Source organism: Streptomyces bauhiniae, assembly GCF_004784475.1.
GTDB lineage: Bacteria > Actinomycetota > Actinomycetes > Streptomycetales > Streptomycetaceae > Streptomyces > Streptomyces seoulensis.
Window position 1 is genome coordinate 20,778 of the sequence record NZ_SRRT01000007.1, and the last position, 22,924, is coordinate 43,701.

Consider the following 22,924-nt stretch of genomic DNA (forward strand, 5'->3'; position numbering starts at 1 on the left):
CGTGGCAGGACGTTTCGCCCCCCGGCTCCCGTCGCACGCGACCGTGCGCGACGCGGTTCCGGCACCCGTGCTGCCCCGGCAGGCGGCCGGGCCCCGGACGCGGACGTGGGTGCCCGAGGGGCCGTACGACCTCGGTCTGGTGCTGGGAGTGCTGCGGCGCGGGGGCGGTGACCCCACGTTCCGCGCGACCCGCGACGGCTCGGTGTGGCGGGCCACCCGTACCCCCGCCGGGCCGGGCACGCTGCGCGTGTACGCGTACGGCGGCGAGGTGCGCGGGGAGGCATGGGGGCCCGGCGCCGAGTGGCTGCTGGACCGGCTGCCCGAGCTGCTGGGCGCCGCCGACGACCCCGGCGCCTTCGAGCCCCGGCACCGGCTGGTCGCCCTGGCCCGGCACCGGCGTCCCGGACTGCGGCTGACCCGGACCGGGCTGGTGCTGGAGTCGCTGATCCCCTCGGTGCTGGAGCAGAAGGTCACCGCCGACGAGGCGTACCGGGCGTGGCGGCGGCTGGTGAGCTGGTTCGGGGAGCCCGCGCCGGGCCCCGCCGGGACGGGCGAGCGCCCGATGTGGGTGATGCCCGCGCCCCGGACCTGGGCGCTGATCCCGTCCTGGGAGTGGCACCGGGCGGGCGTGGACGACAAGCGGGCCTCCACCATCCTGCGGGCCGTCCGGCTGGCCGCGCGGCTGGAGCAGACCGCGGGGATGACCCCGGCCGAGGCGCGGGCCCGCCTGGAGGTCGTCCCCGGCGTCGGTCCGTGGACGTCGGCCGAGGTGGTGCAGCGCAGCCATGGCGCGCCGGACGCGGTGACCACGGGCGACCTGCACCTGCCCCGCATCGTCGGCTGGGCGCTGGCCGGGAACCGGGACGCGGACGACGCGGAGATGCTGCGCCTGCTGGAGCCGTACGCCCCGGGGGGCCAGCGTCACCGGGCCGCCCGCTACGTCCTGCTCAGCGGCAACACCCCGCCGCGCCGGCACCCGAAGATGCGGAAGACCGACATCGGCAGGTGGTGAGCCGGGCCTACTGGTCCGAGGAGAACCTGACCGCCCCGGCCGGGATGCGCGCGTCGCACCACACCCGGACGCCGTCCCGCAGCTCGTTGTCGGCCCCGACCACGGCGCCGTCCCCGACCACCGCACCCGTGAGGACGGACCGTTCGCCCACGCGGGCCCGGCTGCCGATGAGGGAGTCGGTGACGACCGCGCCCGGCTCGATGACCGCGCCCGGCAGGATCGTGGAGCCGCACACCCGCGCCCCCTCGGCGACGAACGCGCCCTCGCCCACCACCGTGCCCCCGGTCAGCTTGGCGTCGGACGCCACCCTGGCCGTCGGCAGGATCAGCCGGTCCCCGCGCCGGCCGGGCACGGCGGGTGAGGGGGCGCGGCCCATGACGAGGTCGGCGGAGCCCCGGACGAAGGCGGCCGGGGTGCCGAGGTCCAGCCAGTAGGTGGAGTCGACCATGCCCTGGAGGTGGGCCCCGGCGGCCAGCAGACCGGGGAAGGTCTCGCGCTCCACGGAGACCGGGCGCCCGGCGGGGATGGTGTCGATGACGGAGCGGCTGAAGACGTAGGCGCCCGCGTTGATCTGGTCGGTGACGATCTCCTCGGGCGTCTGCGGCTTCTCCAGGAAGGCCAGCACGCGGCCGGTGTCGTCGGTGGGGACCAGTCCGTAGGCGCGGGGGTCGGTGACCTTGGTCAGGTGCAGGGAGACGTCGGCGCCGGTGGACTCGTGGGTGTCGACCAGGGCCCGGATGTCGAGGCCGGTGAGGATGTCGCCGTTGAAGATCAGGACGGGCTCGTCGGGGCCGGAGCGCAGCCGTTCGGCGACGTTGCGGATGGCGCCGCCGGTGCCCAGCGGCTCCTTCTCGGTGACGTACTCCAGGTGGAGCCCGAGGGCGGAGCCGTCGCCGAAGTGGGGTTCGAAGACCTCGGCGAGGTAGCTGGTGGCGAGGACGATGTGGTCCACGCCGGCGGCTCTCGCTCTCGCCAACTGGTGCGTGAGGAACGGCACCCCGGCCGCCGGGACCATGGGCTTGGGCGTGTGCACCGTGAGCGGCCGCAGCCGCGTGCCCTTGCCGCCGACCAGGAGGATCGCTTCTGTCACCTGTCGTCTCCGCTTCCTGCCGGGACCGGCGGAACGTCTCGTTTTCGGCCGGCCAGTGTAGGCAGACGGCACGGTGCCGGCCCTCGATGGCCGCGCGGTGTCGAGGGGATCAGCGGGCGCCGTCCCCCGGCCGTACGCGTCCGCACGGGCGAGTGGGCGCCGGACACCGGGCGCGGGCACGGGTGCTGAGCCGCCGTCGGGCGCGGGCCTGGGTGCTGAGCCGCCGTCGGGCGCGGCCCCGCCCGCGTACCCTTGCGCGGATGAACGCCACCGATCGCACCCCAGCCGGCCTGCTGCGTTCCGCGCTCGCCGCGGACGCCGGACGCCCCCTGGTGACCTTCTACGACGACGCCACGGGCGAACGCGTCGAGCTGTCCGTCGCCACCTTCGCCAACTGGGTGGCCAAGACCGCCAACCTGCTCCAGGGCGAGCTGTCCGTGGCCCCCGGCGACCGGGTCGCGCTGCTGCTGCCCGCGCACTGGCAGACCGCCGTGTGGCTCCTTGCGTGCTCGTCGGTGGGCGCGGTGGCCGACGTCTCCGGGGACCCGGCCGCGGCCGACGTGGTGGTCAGCGGGCCGGACACCCTCGATGAGGCGCGGGCCTGCCGGGGCGAGCGGGTCGCGCTGGCGCTGCGTCCGCTGGGCGGGCGGTTCCCGCAGGTGCCGGAGGGCTTCATGGACTACGCGGCCGAAGTGCCGGGCCAGGGTGACCGGTTCGCCCCCTTCGCGCCGGTGGACCCGGAGGAGCCCGCGCTGATCGTGGCCGGGGCCGAGTTCAGCGCGGCCGAGGTGGTGGAGCGGGCGCTCGCCGACGCGCCGGACCTGGACCTGACCGGGCCGGGCTCCCGGCTGCTGTCGGGGCTGCCGTACGACACCTGGGCCGGACTGAGCGCGGGGCTGTACGCGCCGCTGGCCGCCGGGGGCTCGGTGGTGCTGTGCCGCAACCTCGACAAGCTGCCCGCCGACGCGCTGGCGCAGCGCATCGACGCCGAGCGGGTGACGGCCTCCCGGCACTGAGACCGCCCGTTCGGCCCAGCAAAGGGCGGCTCGGGGCCGTCCGCGCGGCCATGGTCGTAGGAGCAGGGCGTACGTCCGACGACCGCGAGGGGTGGTGCCGCCGTGCCCGACTCCGCAACTCCCGGCGCCTCGGCCACCGGGGACGGGCTCGCGCGGCGGCGCCGGCGGCGGTGGCTGAGGGGCGGCGGGCTCGGCGCGGCCGTACTGCTCCTCGCGGCGGGCGGGGCCGGCTGGGTGCTGTACGCCCGGCTCAGCGACAACATCACCCCCGACGAGGCGGCCGCGCGCGAGCTGGCCCGCTACGACGAGGAGCGGCCCACCGCGCTGGTGTCGGGCGCCCAGAACATCCTGCTGATCGGCACCGACACCCGCGCCGGGAGCGACAACGGGAAGTACGGGCGGGACTCGGGCACGGAGCGCTCGGACACCACGATCCTGCTCCACCTGGCGGCCGACCGGCGCAGCGCCACCGCAGTCTCGCTCCCCCGCGACCTGATGGTGCGCGTCCCGGCCTGCCCGCGCGCCGGCGGCGGGCAGAGCGACCCGTCGTTCGCCATGTTCAACACCGCCTTCCAGGTCGGCGGTTCGGCCTGCACCATCCGTACCGTCGAGGAGCTGACCGGTATCCGGGTCGACCACCACATGGTCGTCGACTTCAGCGGGTTCCAGCAGATGGTGGACGCCGTCGACGGGGTGCCGGTGTGCGTGCGGGAGCCGATCGACGACAAGGCGGCCAAGCTGAAGCTGCCCGCCGGCCGGATCACCCTCGACGGCGAGCAGGCGCTCGGTTACGTACGCGCTCGCAAGACGCTCGGGGACGGCAGCGACACCGACCGGATGGACCGCCAGCAGCGTTTCCTCGGCGCGCTGGTGGAGAAGGTACGGAGCGACGGCGTCCTGCTGAACCCGGTGAAGCTGTATCCGGTGCTGGACGCGGCGACCTCGGCGCTCACCACCGATCCCGAACTGGCCAGTCTGCGCGGCTTGTACCGGTTGGTCCGGGGAGTGCGCGACATCCCCACCGAACATGTGCGGTTCCTCACCGCTCCGCGCGAGGCGTATGTATACGACTCCGACCGTGACCAACTGGTGCAGCCCGAGGCCGGGGAACTCTTCGCCCGGCTGCGCGCGGACCGGCCCGTCGAAGTTGCGGACACTTCACCGGATACCGGCGGTAAATCACCCGGCGACAACGCGGGAAACTCCCCTTCGGACACCCCCACCTACCGGGGCAGCACGGCCGCCGCGCACACGTGTGAGTAATCCCCACACCAAATCGGCGAACTTTTGTTCAGAGGAATGAGCGGGATTGCCCAGTTCTAAGAACGTGGAATTCGTCACCGGCGTCGCTCGACCCTGAACAGGGCGGATAGTGTGAGCGATCCGGTGCACCCCGGCCCGTGAGGTCCGTCCTCCGACCGCGCACCGTTTCACCGAGACCCGAGCGCCTACGAGGGGGAAGGCGCCGCGTGGCCCCGACGGAGGATTCGGACAACCGTGGACGCGCAAAGCCGTGGGCGGGCGGAGAACATCGACCCCGCAGACCAGTGGGTACTCAATCCGAACACCGGCGAATACGAACTGCGACTGAGCAATTCCGCACCGCAGTCACCGGTTCCCGGACCGCGGGCTTCCCGGCGCGGCCGTCCCGCTGATCCCGAGGCCGGGCGCGGCCGGGGCGGCGCGGCGGTACGGGAGGCTCCGGAGCGCGGCGCCGAGGTGCCGCAGCCGCGCCGCCGCAGGGGGGCCGAGCCGGAGCCGCCGCCGGGGCGGCGCAACCGGCGCCCGGTGAAGAAGAAGTCGAAGACCAAGAAGATCCTGGCCTGGACCGGCGGCGGTCTGGCGCTGGTGCTGGTCGCCACCGGCTCGGCGGGCTACCTCTACCTCAAGCATCTCGAGGGCAACGTCTCCGCGACCGACGTCGGCAGCGCGGCGAAGCAGGGCTTCAGCAAGGACGACGCCTTCAACATCCTGATCATCGGCACCGACAAGCGCACCGGCGCCGGCAACGAGGGCTACGGCGACAAGAACAGCGTCGGCCACGCGGACACCAACATCCTGCTGCACGTCGCCAAGGACCGGACCAACGCGACGGCGCTGAGCATCCCCCGCGACATGATCGTGGACGTGCCGGACTGCGAGACCGTCCAGCCCGACGGCAGCAAGAAGGTCATCCCCGGCTCCAGCCAGGTCCGCTTCAACACCAGCCTCGGCCAGGAGGGCCGGGACGCGGGCTGCACGATGCGTACGGTGAAGGCGGTCACGGGCATCACGCCGGACCACTTCATGATGGTCGACTTCAACGCGGTCAAGACCCTGACCTCGGCGGTCGGCGGCGTCAAGGTCTGCCTGAAGCACGCGGTGAACGACAAGGACTCCCACCTGGAGCTGCCGGCCGGCGAGTCCAAGATCGAGGGCGAGCAGGCGCTGGCGTTCGTCCGTACCCGGCACGCCTGGGGCAACCAGGGCGACCTGGACCGGATCAAGGTGCAGCAGCAGTTCATGGGGTCGCTGATGCGGGACATGTCCTCCAGCGACACCCTGACCAACCCCCGCAAGCTGCTGGACCTCGCGGAGGCGGCGACCAACGCGCTCACCGTCGACCAGGGCATCAAGTCCGTGGGCACGCTCAAGGACATCGCGCTGGAGATGAAGAAGGTGCCGCCGAAGAACATCACCTTCCTCACGGTGCCGGTGATCGACAACCCGGCGGAGAAGGTGCACGCGACGGTCGTGGTCAACCAGACCGCGGGCCCGGAGATCTTCGACGCCATCAACAACGACGTCTCCTTCACCGACGTCAAGAAGAAGGAGAAGGCCGCCAAGGACGCCCAGGCCGCCCGGCTCAAGGGCAGCAGGTCGGCGCCGTCCGATGTGCGGGTGCGCGTGATGAACGGCGGCGCGGCCGACGGCAGCGCGCAGGAGACCCTGAACTGGATGCAGACGGAGAAGAGCATCCTGAAGTCGGAGAACGCGGGCAACGCCCCGGCGGAGCTGAGCAAGACGACGCTGGAGTACGCCCCGGACCAGGCACCGCAGGCGCGCGAACTGGCCGCCCTCATGGGCCTGCCGGGCTCGGCGCTGAAGCCGGGCAAGAGCGTGGAGAACGCGCAGGGCCTGCCCGCGATGAGCCTGACCCTGGGCAAGGACTTCAAGGGCGCGGGCGTCTCGCTCACAGCCCCGGCGAAGGCACCGGACGTGAGTAACAAGTCCACTGCTGACAAGGTGGAGTGCGCCTCTTAGGTAACCCATCGGGCCCGTCGTGCGTCTAACTCGGCGCGGGACGGGCCCGTTTGCTGCGTGTGTGGTGGAAGGACGGGGAGTTGTCGCAAAGTCGGGTTCGGGGGAGGGGTTCGGTGGCGCAGGACACCAGAGAGCGCGCGCCGAGGGCCGGGGGCCCGCGTGACGGAGGCGCCGGCGGCCGGCGCCGTGACGGGAAGCAGGGCGGCGGGCGGCGCGCGCTGCGCTGGTCGGCGAGTGTGCTGGCGCTGCTGATACTCGGCACGGCCGGCGCCGGTTACCTGTACTACGAGCACCTCAACGGCAACATCCAGGCGGGCGCGCGCAGCGGCAGCGACGACTCCAGGGCCCAGCGCACCCGGCCCAACGCGGACGGCCAGACCCCGCTGAACATCCTGCTGATCGGCTCCGACAGCCGCGCCTCGGCGGAGAACGTCAAGCTCGGCGGCAGCAAGGACAACCGCAGCAACCCGCCCCTCGGTGACGTGCAGATGCTGATCCACGTCTCCGCGGACCGCAAGAGCGCCGCCATGGTGAGCATCCCCCGCGACACCCGCGTGGACATCCCCGAGTGCAAGGACGCCAAGACCGGACGGGTCTACCCGGCGACCAACGACATCATCAACACCACCCTCGCCCGGGGCGGCGCCGGCTGCACGCTGGCGACCTGGGAGAACCTCACCGGGGTCTACATCGACCACTGGATGACGATCGACTTCGCGGGTGTGGTGCGGATGGCGGACGCGATCGGCGGCGTCGGGGTCTGCGTCAACCAGAACGTCTGGGACCGCTCCACGGCCGCCCAGCGCGGCGGCTCCGGCCTGAAGCTGACCGCCGGCACGCACAAGGTGCAGGGCGAGCAGGCCCTGCAGTGGCTGCGCACCCGGCACGCCTGGGGCAGCGACGTGATGCGCGCCCGCGCCCAGCACATGTACCTGAACTCGATGATCCGCACCCTCAAGGGCCAGAACGTCTTCACCGACAGCGGCAGGCTGATGAACCTCGCGGAGGCGGCCACCAAGTCCCTGACCGTGTCCGACGAGATCAGCAGCGTCAAGAAGCTGTACGACCTCGGCATGGAGCTGAAGGCGGTGCCGGCCAACCGGATCACCTCGGTGACGATGCCGAACATCGAGGACCCGCAGAACATCTCCCACGTGCTGCCCGACCAGGCCGGCGCCGACAAGCTGTGGCAGATGCTCCGCGAGGACGTCTCCCTCGACAAGAACGGCAAGCCGGCCAAGAAGACGGTCGCGGACGCCGAGCCCGTCAAGGCGCCCTCCGCCGCTCCGGAGCGGCTCGGGGTGCAGGTGCAGAACGGCACCCGCAGCGACACCCTCGCCCCGGTCAGCGGCCGCGCCCGCGCGGTGGCGAGCGCCCTGGGCGCCAAGGGGTACGGCCAGGCGCAGGCGGACACCTCGGCGGCGCCGTCCGCCGACGAGACGGTGGTGCGCTACCCGAGCGCCGACCTGGAGGGCGACGCCCAGGCGGTGGCCAAGGCGCTGGGCATCCCGGCGAAGCAGGTGGAACGTTCCACCGATGTCTCCGGCGTGACCGTCGTGGTCGGCTCGGACTGGCGCACCGGCGACACGTACCCGAAGAAGGCCGCCCCGAAGGCCGGCGACCTCCCCAGCGGCACGGACGCCATCAACGGCTCGGACGACAAGTCCTGCATGGACGTGTACAAGCCCTACCGCTGGTAGGCGGTCGACGCGAAAAGGGCCCCTCCCGGCTGCGGGAGGGGCCCTTTCACGTGGTCACTACCGGGGTTCGAGCACCGCCGGGCGGCGGGACGCGATGACGCGCTTCGCCAGGGACTTGGGGCTGGTCAGGAAGCCGAAGCCCCAGGACATGTGCATGGTGGCGAGGGCGACCGGGATCTGGAGGCGGGCCTTGAGGGGGAGGCCCTTGCCGGCCGGTATCGAGCCCGCCGCGATGGCCGCCAGGTAGCCGGCGGGGACGACGAAGCCCCAGGGGGTGACGGCCACGCCGACCACCACGCCCGCCGCGATCGCGCACACGGCGGCCGGCGGGGCGAGGTAGCGGAGGTTGATGGACCCCTCGTGGTAGCGGGCGACGACGTGCCGCCAGCGGCCGTAGTCCTTGTACTGCTTGGCCAGCGCCTTGATGCTCGGGCGGGGCCGGTAGGAGACCCGCAGCTCGGGCGAGAACCAGATCAGGCCGCCCGCCTCGCGGATGCGGAAGTTCAGCTCCCAGTCCTGGGCGCGGATGAACTCCTCGTTGTAGCCGCCCTGTTGCTCCAGCGCCTCGCGGCGGAACACCCCGAGGTAGACCGTCTCGGCGGGGGCGGCCGCGCCACCGGTGTGGAAGGCGGCGTTGCCGACACCGATCTTGGAGGTCATCGCGGCGGCGACCGCGTGCTCCCAGTCGTTCTCGCCCTCGGCGTGCATGATGCCGCCGACGTTCTGCGCGCCGGTCTCCTCAAGGAGCCGTACGGCGGTGGCGATGTAGTTCGGCGAGAGGATGCCGTGGCCGTCCACGCGGACGACGACCGGGTGCCGGGACGCCTTGATCGCGGCGTTCAGCGCGGCGGGGGTGCGGCCGGTGGGGTTGGGGACCGTGACCACGCGGGGGTCCTCGGCCACCAGCTCGGCCGCGATCTCGTCCGTACGGTCCGCGGAGGGACCGAGGGCGATCACGACCTCCATGTCGCCGGCGTACTCCTGCGCGAGGATCGCCTGGACGGCGCCGCGCAGATGCCGTTCCTCGTTGAGCACGGGCATGATCACGGACACGGCGGGGTGCCGCACATCGGGCTTGGCGTTCATAGGGGGCTCACGTTACCGCGAATGGGGGACACCGTTGCGCGCCGCCGCGGCCGCGACGCGGGCTGGAGATCGTATCGACCTACGGTGATCACATTCCCACGTACGGCCGCATCCCGGAGGTGTCCCTTGCCCAGACCGCCTCGGCCCCCAGCCCCCTCCGTCCGGGGTGCGGGGAGCGCTCCCAGGCCGCCGCGCCGGCCCCGGCCGTCCGGACGGGTGCGACGGGGGCCCCTCGCCCGCAGGCGGCGGCCGCGCTGGGCGGTGCGGGCGGTGACCGCGCTGTCGGTCGCGGTGCTCGCCTCGGCCGGGATCGGCCACGCGGTGGTCACCGGCCTGGACTCCGGCATCGCCCGCGTGGACGCCTTCAAGGACATGAAGAACCGGCCCCGCGCGGGCCACGGCATGAACGTGCTGCTGGTCGGCACCGACGGCCGGGACAAGATCACCGAGGCGGAGCGGCGCGCGTACAAGCTGGGTGGCGCGCCCTGCCACTGCACCGACACGGTGATGATCGTGCACATCTCGGAGGACCGGGAGCGGGCCAGTGTGGTGAGCCTGCCGCGCGACTCGTACACCGAGGTGCCCGAGCACGTCGACCAGACCACCGGTGAGCGGCACCACGCGCACCCGATGAAGCTGAACGCGGCGTACGCGGAGGGCGGGCCGCAGCTCACCGTGCGCACGGTGGAGGCGATGACGCATGTGAAGGTCGACCACTATCTGGAGGTCGACTTCGCCAGCTTCATGAAGACGGTGGACGTGCTCGGCGGGGTGAAGATCTGCACCCCGACCCCGCTGAAGGACTCCTACACCGGGCTCGACCTCGCGCCCGGCCCGCACACCCTGGGCGGTGGACAGGCCCTGCAGTACGTCCGCGCCCGGCATGTGGACGGGGCGAGCGACCTGGGCCGGATGCAGCGCCAGCAGCGGTTCATGGCGGCGCTGATCGAGCGGGCCACGTCCTCGGGGGTGCTGTTCAACCCGATGCGGTTCCGGGACGTGACGCGGGCGGTGCTCGGCTCGGTGCGGGCGGACAACGGGTTCGGCACCGACGAGCTGCTCGACCTCGGCCGGGCCATGCGGAACTTCTCGCCGTCGTCCTCGGAGTTCACCACCGTGCCCATCGGGCAGATGGGGTACGCCGTGAAGGGCATCGGCTCCACGCTGAAGTGGGACCCGGTCAAGTCCGAGCGGCTCTTCACCAACCTGCGCGACGACAAGCCGCTCGGCGCGCACCCGGCGACGAAGGCCCCGGCGGCCACGACCGTCGAGGTCGACCCGCACTCCGTCCGGGTCCGGGTGGAGAACGGCACCGGTACGGCGGGGCTCGGCCGCAAGGTCGACGCGGCCCTCGCCGCGACCGGCTTCGCCACGACCCGCCAGCCGGTGACCGCCGCGCATCCCGTCGCCCGCACGGTCATCTCCTACGACCCCCGCTGGGACCGCTCCGCCCGCTCCCTCGCCACCGCCCTCCCCGGCAGCGAACTCCACCCCACCCCCGGCCTCGGCCCCATCCTCCGCGTAACAGCCGGCACCGACTGGAAATCCGTCCACCCGGTAAAGGGCCCCCAGATCGCGACCCCGGACGCGCCGGTGGTGAGGGGGGACGAGGTGGTGTGCTCGGGCGAGGCGTAGCGCTGCGCGGCTTGGACGGGATGCGGGCCCTGGCAGGGACGACGGTCGGGGCCTGCTGCCTCGTCACGGGCGCGGGGCGGCCGTCGCCTCAGCGGCCTGATTTCTTACCCTGGCCCACGCACCGTCGACACTCGCACGGGGGCCACCCTGAAGTGGCCAGGGGCGTCGGGATCGGCACTTCTCTAGTTGCTCTCCATGGCGCCATCTTTAACGAGTTGGCCGGGGCGGCCCTAGCCCGTTTCCTGTTCCCGCAAGAAATCGTCGCGAATGCCCTCGACGAGGCCCCGCATTTTGTCTCCGGACAATGCGACCCGTGCGAATCCATCGAATTTTTCAATGTACAGTCTCACGTCCCGAGGGTCCGTCACCACCACCTCGGCGTGCACAATCTCCACTGTCACCATTCGGTCATCGCGGATGACGAACGCGTGATTCGCGATGTCGCGCTGCCGCACCTGTAGCGGGAAACAATGCGATCGAGCTGGGCTGCCATCATCTGCGGTGGGACGATCTGCCATCGGAGGACAGGTTCTGTGATGACGAACCGCAGTGACTTGGCGTTGTCGTACAGGACCCCTTGGCGCTCAAGCCTTCCGTTGATCGTGCGGTTGAGGGTTTCTTCGCCAAGGTCATGACGTTCCAGGGCCTTGGCGGCCTGTTGCCCCGTGTGCATTCCGACGCGTCTCAGCAGGCGCCAGGCGGTTGCCTCCGTGACCGACGCTCGTGCGGCCTCGGTGTACTGCGCCTTGACTTCATCCGAGACGCCGATCGCGGTCGGGGACATCAGGGCGCTGCGAGCTACGGCTTTGGCTTCCTTCCCGGCAGCCATTCGAAGTGCCTTCAATGCGGCCGCGAGCTGTGCTCTGTTCACGTTCCGTACTTGACCCACCATGCAGCGAAAGGCTCTGCGTGCGCGAGCGCCATGTCGCGATACCGCGTGAACTCTGCTGTTCTTTCCGGCCGCAGCACCTCTGATCCGATGTACTGACCGGTCGCCTCGTAATGCATAGCGGCCGCAGTGGCGGAGTCGAACAGCCAGAAATCCGGAACGTTCTCCAACGGGTTCGGCTTCCCGGTGATGTCGAGTATGAAGAACTCTTCGCCCCCGGTCATGTTCTTCCGGTATCCCCACCCGAGTTCGAATCTAAGATAGTCCGAGAGTGGGCGCGACAGAACGTGCACCCGGCAAATCCGCTTCCCCTGCTCGGTGTGCGAGAGGAGTTATTCGATCCAGGCCGCGTTGTAATGGGGCGGTTGCGGCTCGCCGGCCAGGAACGCATGATAGGCGTCCACGTTTCCGGACTTGCTGTAGTCGTCTAGGGTCTCCAGTCGGAACGCCTCGTGCTGGAACGTGTCGAAGAGGTCGCCGAGAGTCCTAGATGAGGTTGTCACGGATGGCCTTCTGGATCAGTTCCACCGGAATCTCAAGCCCGTGATCGGTCGGAGTCTCACCCTGCACAAGGAAGGTGCCGCGATCCGTGACGTAGATCGTCGGGCACTCGGTGACATCGCATGTGCTCACCAGCTTGGTGACCTTCACCCGAGCCCAGTGCGCAGAGGTCAAGCGATCGCGGTTGACGGAACGGGAAACTACGTCGCCTGCCGGGTACGTGCGGCAAACGGATGGAAGGCGCCACCCCGTGTCCGGGGAAGCGCCTTCACTGTTCCGGCCAGAAGCGTCAGTTGCCCGAGACCGTGACCTTCTCGTCGTTCTTCAGCTCGTCCACCAGCGTCTTCACCTTCGCCTTGTCCCAGACGAGGTTGCCGCCGACGGAGCCGGAGACGGGCATGTTCAGGGAGGTGCCGTCGCCGCCGTTGACGCCCTTCATCGCCCAGAACATCGAGGCCAGGTCGAACAGGCCCATGTCCTTGTCGACGCTGAGGGAGTCCAGGCCCGCGCCCATCGTCGGATAGAACTTGAAGGGGTTCAGCACGGTCGACGGGGTCGCCACCTGGTGGGCCAGCGCCGCGAGGAACTTCTGCTGGTTCTTGGTCCGCTCCAGGTCGGAGGCGGCGAAGGCGTGCCGGGTACGGACGAAGGCGAGGGCCTGCTCGCCGTTGAGGGTCTGCTCGCCCGCCTGGAAGTCGGCGCCGGAGTACTTGTCCTTGAACCCCTTGTCGATCTTGATGTCGACGCCGCCGACCGCGTCCACGATGTTGGCGAAGCCGGCGAAGCCGATCTCGACGTAGTGGTCGATGCGCAGCCCGGTGTTGTACTCCACGGTCCGGGTCAGCAGGGTCGGGCCGTCCTCGGCGTAGGTCGCGTTCAGCTTCGCGTGCCGGCCGGTGGCGGGGTAGACCTTGCCCGAGGTGGAGCCCTTGTAGGAGGGGACGACCACGTCGGAGTCGCGGGGCAGGGATATCAGGGTGTCGCCGTTGGAACCCACGTGCAGGATCATCACCGAGTCCGTGCGCTGGCCCTCGGCGGACCCCGTGTGGAGTCTCTTCTTGTCCTCGCTCGACATGCCCTTGCGGCTGTCGGAGCCGACGATCAGGTAGTTGGTGCCCTCGCCCTCGGAGGGGCGGTCGATCACCTGGGACAGGTCGACGTCCCGGTTGAGCTTGGAGTCGGCCCAGAAGTAGGTGGCCACCGAGGTGACGACCAGCACGGCGGCCAGGGTGATCGCACCCACCTTGATCCGGCGGCCCCAGTTGGGCGCGGGACGGGGTGCGCGGGTACCGGCCGGGGCGCCGGGGCCACCCGGGCCGCCACCGCCGTACACCTGGCCGGTGTTGTAGCCGCTGTCGTAGCCGTCATGGCCCTGGCCGTCGACGTACGACGGCTGCCTGGGCACACCGCCGCCGTACTGCGGCGCGGGTGCGCCGGGCGGCGGCGCGGCCGGGCGGCGTACCTGCCGCATCACGCGCGGGCCTTCCGGCTGCGCACCGGCGCTGCCGCGTCCGTAGCGGGGGCCGCGCTCGTCGTCGGACCATCCCTCGGGCCAGTCATTCATGCGCCCCAGTGTGCAGGGTGCCGACCGATGCCTTACAAGGGTTGTCGGAAAATCGGAGCGCCTCTGTTGCGAACCCGACATAAATTCCGCGAAAGCCGCTTCGGCATAAGGTGGGGGACATGACAGACCTGGCGCCCGCCGCTTCTCCGGAGATTCCGGGCAAGCCCACTTCCGCTTCCCGCACCACCCTCAGCCACATCATGACCCACAACGACACCAACCTGCTGGGTACGGTGCACGGCGGTGTGATCATGAAGCTCGTCGACGACGCCGCGGGCGCCGTGGCGGGCCGCCACTCCGGCGGGCCCGCCGTCACCGCGTCCATGGACGAGATGGTCTTCCTGGAGCCGGTGCGCGTCGGCGACCTGGTGCACGTCAAGGCCCAGGTCAACTGGACCGGCCGCACCTCCATGGAGATCGGCGTACGGGTCCTCGCCGAGCGCTGGAACGAGTCCGCGCCCGCCACCCAGGTCGGCTCCGCCTACCTCGTCTTCACCGGCGTCGACGCCGACGGCAAGCCCCGCCAGGTCCCCCCGGTCCTCCCCGAGACCGAACGCGACCGCCGCCGCCACCAGGAAGCCCAGATCCGCCGCACCCACCGCCTCGCCCGCCGCCGCGCCATCCGCGAACTCCGCGAACGCCGGGCGGCGGAGGGCATCACGGACTGAACGCCCGCGCCGAGCCTCGTCGCTTCAGCCAACCGCGCGAACGGCTCCCGGCGAGATGCCGGGAGCCGTTCGCGTTTCGCAGGGCCGAAGGGGCGTACCCGCTACTTCGGCAGGTTCCTGGCCATCACGATCCGCTGGACCTGGTTCGTGCCCTCGTAGATCTGGGTGATCTTGGCGTCGCGCATCATGCGCTCGACCGGGTAGTCGCGGGTGTAGCCGTAGCCGCCGAGGAGCTGGACGGCGTCGGTGGTGACCTCCATGGCGACGTCCGAGGCGAAGCACTTGGCGGCGGCGCCCTGGAAGGTGAGGTCGGCGTCGACGCGCTCGGAGGCGGCCGCGGCCTGGTAGGTCAGGGCGCGGGCGGCGGCGATCTTCATCGCCATGTCGGCCAGCATGAACTGGATGCCCTGGAAGTCCGCGATCGGCTTGCCGAACTGCTTGCGCTCCTGGACGTAGCCCTTGGCGTAGTCGAGGGCGCCCTGGGCGACACCGAGAGCCTGCGCGGCGATGGTGATGCGGGTGTGGTCCAGCGTCTTCATCGCGGTGGCGAAGCCGGTGCCCTCCTCGCCGATCATGCGGTCGGCGGGGATGCGGACGTTGTCGAAGTAGACCTCGCGGGTCGGGGAGCCCTTGATGCCGAGCTTCTTCTCCGGGGCGCCGAAGGAGACACCCTCGTCCGACTTCTCCACCACGAAGGCGGAGATGCCCTTGGAGCGCTTGGTGGGGTCGGTCACGGCCATCACCGTGTAGTACTCGGAGACGCCCGCGTTGGTGATCCAGCGCTTGACGCCGTTGAGCACCCAGAAGTCGCCGTCGCGCACGGCCTTGGTCTTCATGCCGGCCGCGTCCGAGCCCGCCTCCGGCTCGGAGAGGCAGTACGAGAACATGCCGTCGCCCTTGGCCAGCGGGCCCAGGTACTTCTTCTTCAGCTCGGTGGAGCCGGAGAGGATCACCGGGAGGGAGCCGAGCTTGTTCACGGCCGGGATCAGCGAGGACGACACGCAGGCGCGGGCCACCTCCTCGATCACGATGACCGTGGCCAGCGCGTCGGCGCCGGCGCCGCCGAACTCCTCGGGGACGTGGACCGCGTGCAGGTCGTTCGCGACCAGCGCGTCCAGCGCCTCCTGCGGGAAGCGGGCCTCCTCGTCCACCGCGGCGGCGAACGGCGCGATCTTCGCCTCGACCAGCGAGCGGACGGCGTCCCGGAGCATGTCGTGCTCCTCGGACGGGCGGTACAGGTCGAAGTCAGCCAATCCGGCCACGGTCTCTCACGCTCCAAAGACGCTGTGATACTGACGCTAATTACCGTTAAGTAACTGAAAGTTTAGAGCGCCGCCCCCGGCCCGCATAGGTGAGCTTGGCGACAGCGGCGGATTTCCCCCGGACGAGACACCCCGTGGGGCACGGATATGCTCGGGGCCGCATCATCGACGTACCCGCCTGGAGCACCCATGAGCCTCAAGATCACCGTGATCGGCACCGGCTATCTCGGCGCCACCCACGCCGCGGCCATGGCCGAACTCGGCTTCGAGGTGCTGGGGCTCGACGTGGTCCCCGAGAAGATCGCGATGCTGGAGCGGGGCGAGACCCCGATGTACGAGCCCGGCCTGGACGAGCTGCTGCGCGCGCATGTCGCGGGCATCGAGGGCTCCACCGGCCGGCTCCGCTTCACCACCGACTTCGCCGAGGCCGCGGACTTCGGCGACGTCCACTTCGTCTGCGTCAACACCCCGCAGAAGCACGGCGAGTACGCCTGCGACATGAGCTACGTGGACTCCGCGATCGCCTCCCTCGCCCCGCACCTGCGCCGCCCGGCGCTGGTGGTCGGCAAGTCGACGGTGCCGGTGGGCTCGGCCGACCGGCTCGCCGCCTACCTCGCGGAGCACGCGCCCGCCGGGGCCGACGCCGAGCTGGCCTGGAACCCCGAGTTCCTGCGCGAGGGGTTCGCCGTCCAGGACACCCTGCACCCGGACCGGATCGTGGTCGGTGTGCGCGGGGAGCGGGCGGAGAAGCTGCTGCGCGAGGTGTACGCGACCCCGCTGGGCGAGGGCACGCCGTTCGTGGTGACCGACTTCCCGACCGCCGAGCTGGTGAAGACGGCCGCGAACTCCTTCCTCGCCACGAAGATCTCCTTCATCAACGCGATGGCCGAGGTGTGCGAGGCCGCCGACGGTGACGTGGTGAAGCTGGCCGAGGCCATCGGGCACGACGAGCGGATCGGAAGGAAGTTCCTGCGCGCCGGGATCGGCTTCGGCGGCGGCTGCCTGCCCAAGGACATCCGGGCCTTCATGGCGCGCGCCGGTGAGCTGGGCGCGGACCAGGCGCTCACGTTCCTGCGCGAGATCGACTCCATCAACATGCGCCGGCGCGGCCAGATGGTGGAGATGGCACGGGAGGCGCTCGGCGGGGGCTCGTTCCTCGGCAAGCGGGTCGCGGTGCTCGGGGCCACTTTCAAGCCCGACTCCGACGACGTCCGGGACTCCCCCGCGCTGAACGTGGCCGGCCAGATACACCTCCAGGGCGGCCAGGTCACGGTGTACGACCCGAAGGGCATGGACAACGCCCGCAAGCTGTTCCCGACGCTGGGCTACGCCGAGTCGGCGCGCGAGGCGGTACGGGGCGCGGACGTCGTACTGCACCTGACCGAGTGGCGGGAGTTCCGCGAGCTGGACCCGGCGGAGCTGGGCGGGGTCGCGGCGTCGCGGGTCGTGCTGGACGGGCGGAACGCGCTGGACCCGGTGCCGTGGCGCGAGGCGGGCTGGACGTTCCGGGCGATGGGCCGCCCGACCGCGTAACCCTTCTTCGTGTACGACGCCGGTTCGGCCGAGGCTCAGTCGGCCGAACCGGCGTCTGTGCGCATTGTGCACCACCGGGGCGGGCGGCGGCCGCACAACCCCCCGGCTCTTACCTGTCCTTGGCCCGGTAGCGGCGCATCTTGGCGCGCGCCCCGCACACCTGCATCGAGCACCAGCGGCTCCGGCCCGCGGGGCTGCGGTCGTAGTACGCCCAGTGGCAGGTCGGCGCCTCGCATGCCTTGAGCCGCTGCCAGGTGCCCTCGACCAGGGCGCCGGCGACGGCGGCGGCGATACGGGAGAGCAGCGGGGCGGAGTCGGCGGGGGCGAGGGCGGCGGAGCCGTCGGTGTCGTCCACCGTGACCAACAACGGGGCGTGGGCGAGGAGTTCGCCGAGCGGGGTGACCGTGGCGTGCGGCGGGTGACCGGCGTGCGCGAGGAGCGCGGCGCGCAGCGACTCGCGCAGGGCGCGGGCGGTGTCCAGCTCGCCGTCCGCGATCCCGAGGTTCGCGCGACCCTCCTCGGTGTCGAGCGCGTCGCGGCCGCTCTCGATGTCCAGGGTGTTCACCAGGGACTCGACCAGGGCGAGCCCGCCCGGTGCGGCCGATCTCTCACTCATGCTTGCGACGTTACCCCTCATGCGGGACCATGAGGTAACCGTTACCGGTAACCGAGCTTTACTAGTAATCGAGGAGGAAGTCATGGCTCTCGCCGAGCTGGGCGCGATCGTCCTGGACTGTCCCGACCCCCAGGCACTGGCCGGTTTCTACGCCGAGATCCTGGGCGGCACGGTGGAGGGAGACGCCGACTGGATCGACCTGCGCACCCCCGCCGGCCAGACCGTCGCCTTCCAGCGCGCCCCCGGCCACGTCCCCCCGGCCTGGCCCTCCCCCGACGCCTCCCAGCAGTTCCACCTCGACCTCACGGTCCCCGACCTGGACGAAGCCGAAAAACACATCCTCACCCTGGGCGCCAAGCCCCTGGACACCGACGCCCCCACCCGCACCTGGCGCGTCTACGCCGACCCGGCGGGCCACCCGTTCTGCCTCTGCGCCTGCTGAACCCTCCGGAGGGTCAGCCGTAGTGGTACCGGGCCTTGAGGATCTTCACTTCCTTGTCGTCGGCCCGGTACACCAGCCGGTGCTCGTCGTCGATCCGACGGGACCAGTAGCCGGACAGGTCGGCCTTGAGTGGCTCACCGCAAAAACCTCACTCGCCCCCCGCCGCCTCGATGACCTCGTCCAGGGTGTCTCTGGTGCGGTGGAGGTCGGTGATGAGGCGGTCTATGCGGGTGCGTTCTTCGGTGAGGTCGGCGAGGAGGCGGGGGGTGGCCCGGGCGGAGGGGCCGCCGTCCTGGTCGCGCATGCAGGGGAGGAGGTGGCGGATGCGGTCGCTGTGGAGGCCGGCCGCGTACAGCTCCTGGATGCGGACCACGCGGTCGACGGCGGCCTCCGGGAACTCCCGGTGGCCGCCCGCCGTGCGCTCGGCCGCGAGCAGGCCCCGGCTCTCGTAATAGCGCAGCGACCGCTCGCTCACGCCGGTGCGCCGGGCCAGTTCACCGATCCGCATGTGCGCCCCCAGGGCTTGAACCTGACATCAATGTCAGCTTCTACCGTACGGCCATGACGGACTTCCTGGCCCCGGCCCGGCTCGGCCAACTCACCCTCCCCCACCACCTGTTGATGGCCCCCCTCACCCGCAACCGCGCGGAGCCGGACGGCACCCCGACCCCGCTCATGGCGGACTACTACGCCCAGCGCGCCTCCGCCGGGCTCATCATCGGCGAGGCCGCGACCCCGAACGCGGTCGGCCAGACGTACCCGGACATCGCCGCGCTGCACACCGACCGGCACACCGACGGCTGGCGCAAGGTCACCGAGGCGGTACGGGCAGCCGGCGGGCACATGTTCCTCCAGCTCCAGCACGGCGGCCGGGTCAGCCACCCGGCGACGACGGGGCTGACCCCCGTGGCACCCTCGGCCGTCGCGCTGCCGGAGACGATCTTCACGCGGCAGGGGCATCTGCCCGCCCCGGTGCCCCGCGCGATGACACCCGACGACATCCGCGCCACCGTCGCCGACTTCGCCTCCGCCGCCCGGCGGGCGATCGACGCCGGGTTCGAGGGCGTGGAGGTGCACTCGGCCAACGGACACCTGCTGCACCAGTTCCTCGCCGGGAACACCAACCGCCGCACCGACGCCTACGGCGGCCCGCCCGAACACCGGGTGCGCTTCACCGTGGAGGTGACGGAGGCGGTGGCCGACGCGATCGGCGCCGGGCGGACGGGCGTACGGATCTCACCGGGCGGCACGGTGAACGGCATCCAGGAGGACGACACCACCGCCCTGTACCCGGCCCTCGTGCACCGTCTGCGCGGCCTGGGCCTCGCCTATCTGCACGTGGTCCGCGCCGACCCCGGCGACGAGCTGTACCGGCGGCTGCGCGAGGACTGGCCCGGCACCCTGATCGGCAACCCGGTGCTGACGGACCTGACCACGGAGGCGGTGGCGCGGGCGGCGCGGGAGATGCTGGCCTCCGGCGCGGACCTGGTCGCCCTCGGCCGCCCCTACATCGCCAACCCGGACCTGGTGGCCCGGCTGCGGAAGGGCGCGGCCCTCAACCCGCTCCGCGAGCGGTACCTGATGTACGTGGGCGGGGCCGACGGCTACACCGACTACCCCGCCCTCGACGGCTAGCCGTCCAGCGACTCGATCGTCGCGTGCGACGCCGGGCGGGCGGCGCGCTGCTCGCGGGCGACGTCCTCCGCCGCGCCGAGGACGCGGACCGCGTTCTGCCAGGTCAGCTTGGCGAGGTCCGGCTTGGACCAGCCGCGCTCCAGCAGTTCCGCGATCAGGTTCGGGTAGCCGGAGACGTCGTTCAGACCGTCCGGGGTGAAGGCGGTGCCGTCGTAGTCGCCGCCGATGCCGAGGTGGTCGATGCCGGCGACCTCGCGCATGTGGTCGAGGTGGTCGGCGACCGTGGAGACGATGGCAACGGGGCGCGGGTGGCGCTCCTCGAACTCCCGGTGGACCTTCATGCCCGCCTCGCTGGTGTCGAGGTGGTGCAGGCCGTGCGCGCGCATGTTGTCGTCGGCGGCGGCCGTCCAGTCCACGGCGGCCTGGAGGACGAACTTCGGCACGAAGGTCACCATCGCCATGCCGCCGTTGGCCGGCAGCCGCTCCAGCACGTCGTCCGGGATGTTGCGGGGGTGGTCGCAGACGGCACGCGAGGAGGAGTGCGAGAAGATCACCGGCGCCGAGGTGGCGTCCAGCGCGTCCCGCATCGTCGTCGCCGCGACGTGGGAGAGGTCGACCAGCATGCCGAGCCGGTTCATCTCGCGGACGACCTCACGGCCGAACGCGGTCAGACCGCCGGCCTTCGGCTCGTCGGTCGCGGAGTCCGCCCAGTCCACGTTGTCATTGTGGGTGAGCGTCATGTACCGCACGCCCAGCGCGTACAACCCCCGCAGCGTACCCAGGGAGTTGGCGATGGAGTGGCCGCCCTCGGCCCCCATCAGCGAGGCGATCCGGCCGGAGGCACGGGCCGCCTCCATGTCCGCCGCCGTCAGCGCGGGCGCCAGCTCGGCCGGGTACCGCTCGATCAGCCGCGTCACACAGTCGATCTGCTCCAGCGTGGCCGGCACCGCGTCGGGCAGGTCCGACCGCACGTACACGGACCAGTACTGCGCCCCCACGCCGCCTTCGCGCAGCCGCGGCAGGTCGGTGTGCAGGTGCGCGCCCTGGTCCCCGGCGATGTCCCGCGCGCCCAGGTCGTAGGCGACCTGCTCCCGCAGCGCCCACGGCAGGTCGTTGTGCCCGTCGACGACGGGAAACTCCCGCAGCAGCGCGCGGGCCTCGTCCAGCGAAGTCATCCGGGCCTACTTTCCGAATCCGAAGCCGGCCGAACCCTCGACCTTGGCGCGCAGGCGCTTGCCCTTCTCCGTGGCCTGGTCGTTCAGCTCCTGCTGGAAGTCGCGCATGCGCTGGAGGAGATCCTCGTCGTGCGCGGCGAGCATGCGGGCGGCCAGCAGACCGGCGTTGCGCGCGCCGCCGACGGAGACGGTGGCGACCGGCACACCGGCCGGCATCTGGACGATGGAGAGCAGCGAGTCCATGCCGTCGAGGTACTTCAGCGGCACCGGCACCCCGATGACCGGCAGCGGCGTCACCGAGGCGAGCATGCCGGGCAGGTGGGCCGCGCCGCCCGCGCCCGCGATGATGGCCTTCAGCCCCCGGTCGGCGGCCCGCTCCCCGTACGCGACCATCTCGCGCGGCATCCGGTGCGCGGAGACGACGTCCACCTCGTAGGGGATCTCGAACTCGTCGAGGGCCTTGGCGGCGGCCTCCATGACGGGCCAGTCGGAGTCCGACCCCATGACGATGCCAACAACGGGGCTCATTCGGTGATCGTGCCTCTCAGGTAGCCGGCTGCGTGACGGGCGCGCTCCAGCACGTCGTCCAGATCGTCGCCGTAGGTGTTGACGTGCCCCACCTTGCGGCCGGGTTTGACGTCCTTGCCATACATGTGGATCTTGAGCTGCGGGTCGCGGGCCATGCAGTGGAGGTACGCGGAGTACATGTCCGGGTAGTCGCCGCCGAGCACGTTGACCATGACCGTCCAGGGCGCGCGCGGGCGCGGGTCGCCGAGGGGGAGGTCGAGGACCGCGCGGACGTGGTTGGCGAACTGCGAGGTGATCGCGCCGTCCATCGACCAGTGGCCGGAATTGTGCGGCCGCATCGCCAGCTCGTTGACGAGGACCCGGCCGTCGCGGGTCTCGAACAGCTCCACCGCGAGGTGCCCGACGACACCCAGCTCCTTGGCGATGTTCAGCGCCATCTGTTCCGCGTGCAGCGCGAGGGACTCGTCCAGCTCGGGCGCGGGCGCGATCACGGTGTCGCAGACCCCGGCGACCTGCCGGGACTCCACCACCGGGTAGGCGACGGCCTGGCCGTGCGGGGAGCGGACGACGTTGGCGGCCAGCTCGCGGACGTAGTCGACCTTCTCCTCGGCCAGCACCGGCACGCCCGCCCGGAAGGGCTCGGCGGCCTCGGCCTCGGAGTCGACGACCCACACGCCCTTGCCGTCGTAGCCGCCGCGCACCGTCTTGAGGACGACGGGGAAACCCTCGCCCTCGGCGGCGAACGCGGCCACGTCGGCCGGGTCGCGCACGATGCGGTGGCGCGGGCAGGGCACGCCGATCTCCGTGAGCTTCGCGCGCATCACGCCCTTGTCCTGGGCGTGCACGAGCGCGTCGGGCCCCGGCCGGACGGGGATGCCGTCCGCCTCCAGGGCCTTGAGGTGCTCGGTCGGCACGTGCTCGTGATCGAAGGTGATCACGTCACAGCCGCGCGCGAACTCACGCAGCGTGTCGAGGTCGCGATAGTCGCCGATGACGACTTCGCTCACGACCTGCGCCGCGGAATCCTGGGGAGTGTCACTGAGGAGCTTGAACCTGATGCCCAACGGGATGCCCGCCTCGTGCGTCATACGCGCGAGCTGCCCCCCGCCGACCATGCCGACTACCGGGAACGTCACCCCCCTAGCGTATCGGCCGTACGGACCGGCCCGGACGGCCGCCGTCCCGGCCCGCCGGGCGCGCATCTCTTACCCGGCCCTTGCCCGCCTCTTGCCGACCCGTTTCCCCGCCGGGGCCCGGCGCGCGGGCATGGGAGGGATCGCGTGGATAGCATGGCCGGGCCGAGAAGAACCTATGGACGGGAGCTGCACA

General features: G+C 71.3%; 20 protein-coding genes and 3 pseudogenes. 10 read left to right on the forward strand and 13 right to left on the reverse strand.

Annotation, left to right across the window (positions count from 1 at the left end):
• The first annotated feature begins 1 nt into the window (after position 1).
• On the forward strand, positions 2-1,012 hold the full coding sequence (locus E5083_RS22745) for a DNA-3-methyladenine glycosylase family protein (RefSeq protein WP_135787565.1): 1,011 nt from the start codon (positions 2-4) through the stop codon (positions 1,010-1,012).
• A gap of 7 nt (positions 1,013-1,019) precedes the next feature.
• Here the strand turns inward: E5083_RS22745 and manB are convergent, their stop codons facing one another.
• Positions 1,020-2,102, reverse strand: coding sequence for a mannose-1-phosphate guanylyltransferase (manB, locus tag E5083_RS22750; RefSeq protein ID WP_135787566.1), 1,083 nt, complete (start codon positions 2,100-2,102; stop codon positions 1,020-1,022).
• 260 nt (positions 2,103-2,362) lie between these two features.
• On the opposite strand from manB, the gene E5083_RS22755 reads away from it, so the two are divergent.
• The 4 genes from E5083_RS22755 (at position 2,363) to E5083_RS22770 (ending at position 8,061) form a co-directional block, all read left to right on the forward strand.
• Complete coding sequence (locus E5083_RS22755) at positions 2,363-3,118, forward strand: TIGR03089 family protein (RefSeq protein ID WP_135787567.1); 756 nt, start codon at positions 2,363-2,365, stop codon at positions 3,116-3,118.
• Between the two features lie 102 nt (positions 3,119-3,220).
• Positions 3,221-4,381 (forward strand): LCP family protein, encoded by a 1,161-nt coding sequence (locus E5083_RS22760; protein WP_135787568.1) that lies wholly within the window; start codon positions 3,221-3,223, stop codon positions 4,379-4,381.
• 234 nt (positions 4,382-4,615) lie between these two features.
• Positions 4,616-6,361, forward strand: a complete 1,746-nt coding sequence (locus E5083_RS22765; protein WP_135787569.1) for an LCP family protein — start codon at positions 4,616-4,618, stop codon at positions 6,359-6,361.
• Positions 6,362-6,441: 80 nt separating this feature from the next.
• Positions 6,442-8,061: an LCP family protein gene (locus E5083_RS22770; RefSeq protein WP_135787570.1), complete on the forward strand. Its 1,620-nt coding sequence runs from the start codon at positions 6,442-6,444 to the stop codon at positions 8,059-8,061.
• Positions 8,062-8,118: 57 nt separating this feature from the next.
• On the opposite strand, the gene E5083_RS22775 is transcribed toward E5083_RS22770, so the two are convergent.
• Positions 8,119-9,147, reverse strand: coding sequence for a glycosyltransferase family 2 protein (locus E5083_RS22775; protein WP_135787571.1), 1,029 nt, complete (start codon positions 9,145-9,147; stop codon positions 8,119-8,121).
• A 126-nt stretch (positions 9,148-9,273) separates the two neighbouring features.
• On the opposite strand from E5083_RS22775, the gene E5083_RS22780 reads away from it, so the two are divergent.
• The gene (locus tag E5083_RS22780) at positions 9,274-10,782 is read left to right on the forward strand and encodes an LCP family protein (protein WP_483025178.1); all 1,509 of its coding nucleotides are present in this window, start codon (positions 9,274-9,276) and stop codon (positions 10,780-10,782) included.
• Positions 10,783-11,012: 230 nt separating this feature from the next.
• Here E5083_RS22780 and E5083_RS22785 read toward each other — a convergent pair.
• The 4 genes and pseudogenes from E5083_RS22785 to E5083_RS22795 form a co-directional block, all read right to left on the reverse strand.
• Positions 11,013-11,611: pseudogene (locus E5083_RS22785) on the reverse strand (Scr1 family TA system antitoxin-like transcriptional regulator).
• Between the two features lie 38 nt (positions 11,612-11,649).
• Positions 11,650-12,174 (reverse strand): annotated as a pseudogene (locus E5083_RS22790) (DUF6879 family protein).
• A complete protein-coding gene (locus E5083_RS31275; RefSeq protein ID WP_167513607.1) occupies positions 12,158-12,322 on the reverse strand; it encodes a hypothetical protein in 165 nt (54 codons plus the stop codon). Before E5083_RS31275 ends, E5083_RS22790 begins: the two are co-directional and overlap by 17 nt.
• A gap of 139 nt (positions 12,323-12,461) precedes the next feature.
• Positions 12,462-13,736 carry an LCP family protein gene (locus E5083_RS22795; RefSeq protein ID WP_208754128.1) on the reverse strand — a complete coding sequence of 425 codons (1,275 nt, stop codon included), beginning with the start codon at positions 13,734-13,736 and terminating at the stop codon, positions 12,462-12,464.
• 119 nt (positions 13,737-13,855) lie between these two features.
• On the opposite strand from E5083_RS22795, the gene E5083_RS22800 reads away from it, so the two are divergent.
• Positions 13,856-14,404 carry an acyl-CoA thioesterase gene (locus E5083_RS22800; protein WP_135787573.1) on the forward strand — a complete coding sequence of 183 codons (549 nt, stop codon included), beginning with the start codon at positions 13,856-13,858 and terminating at the stop codon, positions 14,402-14,404.
• 101 nt (positions 14,405-14,505) lie between these two features.
• Here the strand turns inward: E5083_RS22800 and E5083_RS22805 are convergent, their stop codons facing one another.
• The gene (locus E5083_RS22805) at positions 14,506-15,666 is read right to left on the reverse strand and encodes an acyl-CoA dehydrogenase family protein (RefSeq protein ID WP_135787574.1); all 1,161 of its coding nucleotides are present in this window, start codon (positions 15,664-15,666) and stop codon (positions 14,506-14,508) included.
• A gap of 189 nt (positions 15,667-15,855) precedes the next feature.
• On the opposite strand from E5083_RS22805, the gene E5083_RS22810 reads away from it, so the two are divergent.
• Positions 15,856-17,199, forward strand: coding sequence for a UDP-glucose dehydrogenase family protein (locus tag E5083_RS22810; protein ID WP_135787575.1), 1,344 nt, complete (start codon positions 15,856-15,858; stop codon positions 17,197-17,199).
• Between the two features lie 109 nt (positions 17,200-17,308).
• On the opposite strand, the gene E5083_RS22815 is transcribed toward E5083_RS22810, so the two are convergent.
• Positions 17,309-17,815, reverse strand: coding sequence for a CGNR zinc finger domain-containing protein (locus E5083_RS22815; RefSeq protein ID WP_135787576.1), 507 nt, complete (start codon positions 17,813-17,815; stop codon positions 17,309-17,311).
• Between the two features lie 82 nt (positions 17,816-17,897).
• On the opposite strand from E5083_RS22815, the gene E5083_RS22820 reads away from it, so the two are divergent.
• Positions 17,898-18,257, forward strand: a complete 360-nt coding sequence (locus tag E5083_RS22820) for a VOC family protein (protein ID WP_135787577.1) — start codon at positions 17,898-17,900, stop codon at positions 18,255-18,257.
• A 13-nt stretch (positions 18,258-18,270) separates the two neighbouring features.
• On the opposite strand, the pseudogene E5083_RS22825 reads toward E5083_RS22820, so the two are convergent.
• Together E5083_RS22825 and E5083_RS22830 are read right to left on the reverse strand one after the other, a co-directional pair.
• Positions 18,271-18,393 (reverse strand): annotated as a pseudogene (locus E5083_RS22825) (Txe/YoeB family addiction module toxin); the annotation flags it as partial.
• Positions 18,394-18,405: 12 nt separating this feature from the next.
• A complete protein-coding gene (locus E5083_RS22830) occupies positions 18,406-18,765 on the reverse strand; it encodes a MerR family transcriptional regulator (protein WP_135787578.1) in 360 nt (119 codons plus the stop codon).
• A gap of 53 nt (positions 18,766-18,818) precedes the next feature.
• On the opposite strand from E5083_RS22830, the gene E5083_RS22835 reads away from it, so the two are divergent.
• Positions 18,819-19,892, forward strand: a complete 1,074-nt coding sequence (locus tag E5083_RS22835) for an alkene reductase (RefSeq protein WP_135787579.1) — start codon at positions 18,819-18,821, stop codon at positions 19,890-19,892.
• On the opposite strand, the gene E5083_RS22840 is transcribed toward E5083_RS22835, so the two are convergent.
• From E5083_RS22840 to E5083_RS22850, 3 genes are read right to left on the reverse strand one after another with little or no spacing between them, the layout of a single operon-like run.
• The gene (locus tag E5083_RS22840; RefSeq protein ID WP_135787580.1) at positions 19,889-21,067 is read right to left on the reverse strand and encodes a dipeptidase; all 1,179 of its coding nucleotides are present in this window, start codon (positions 21,065-21,067) and stop codon (positions 19,889-19,891) included. The genes E5083_RS22835 and E5083_RS22840 overlap by 4 nt on opposite strands.
• Positions 21,068-21,073: 6 nt before the next feature.
• Positions 21,074-21,595, reverse strand: a complete 522-nt coding sequence (purE, locus tag E5083_RS22845) for a 5-(carboxyamino)imidazole ribonucleotide mutase (protein WP_135787581.1) — start codon at positions 21,593-21,595, stop codon at positions 21,074-21,076.
• The gene (locus E5083_RS22850) at positions 21,592-22,731 is read right to left on the reverse strand and encodes a 5-(carboxyamino)imidazole ribonucleotide synthase (protein ID WP_135787582.1); all 1,140 of its coding nucleotides are present in this window, start codon (positions 22,729-22,731) and stop codon (positions 21,592-21,594) included. The genes purE and E5083_RS22850 overlap by 4 nt, the downstream gene beginning before the upstream one ends.
• Positions 22,732-22,924 lie beyond the last annotated feature (193 nt).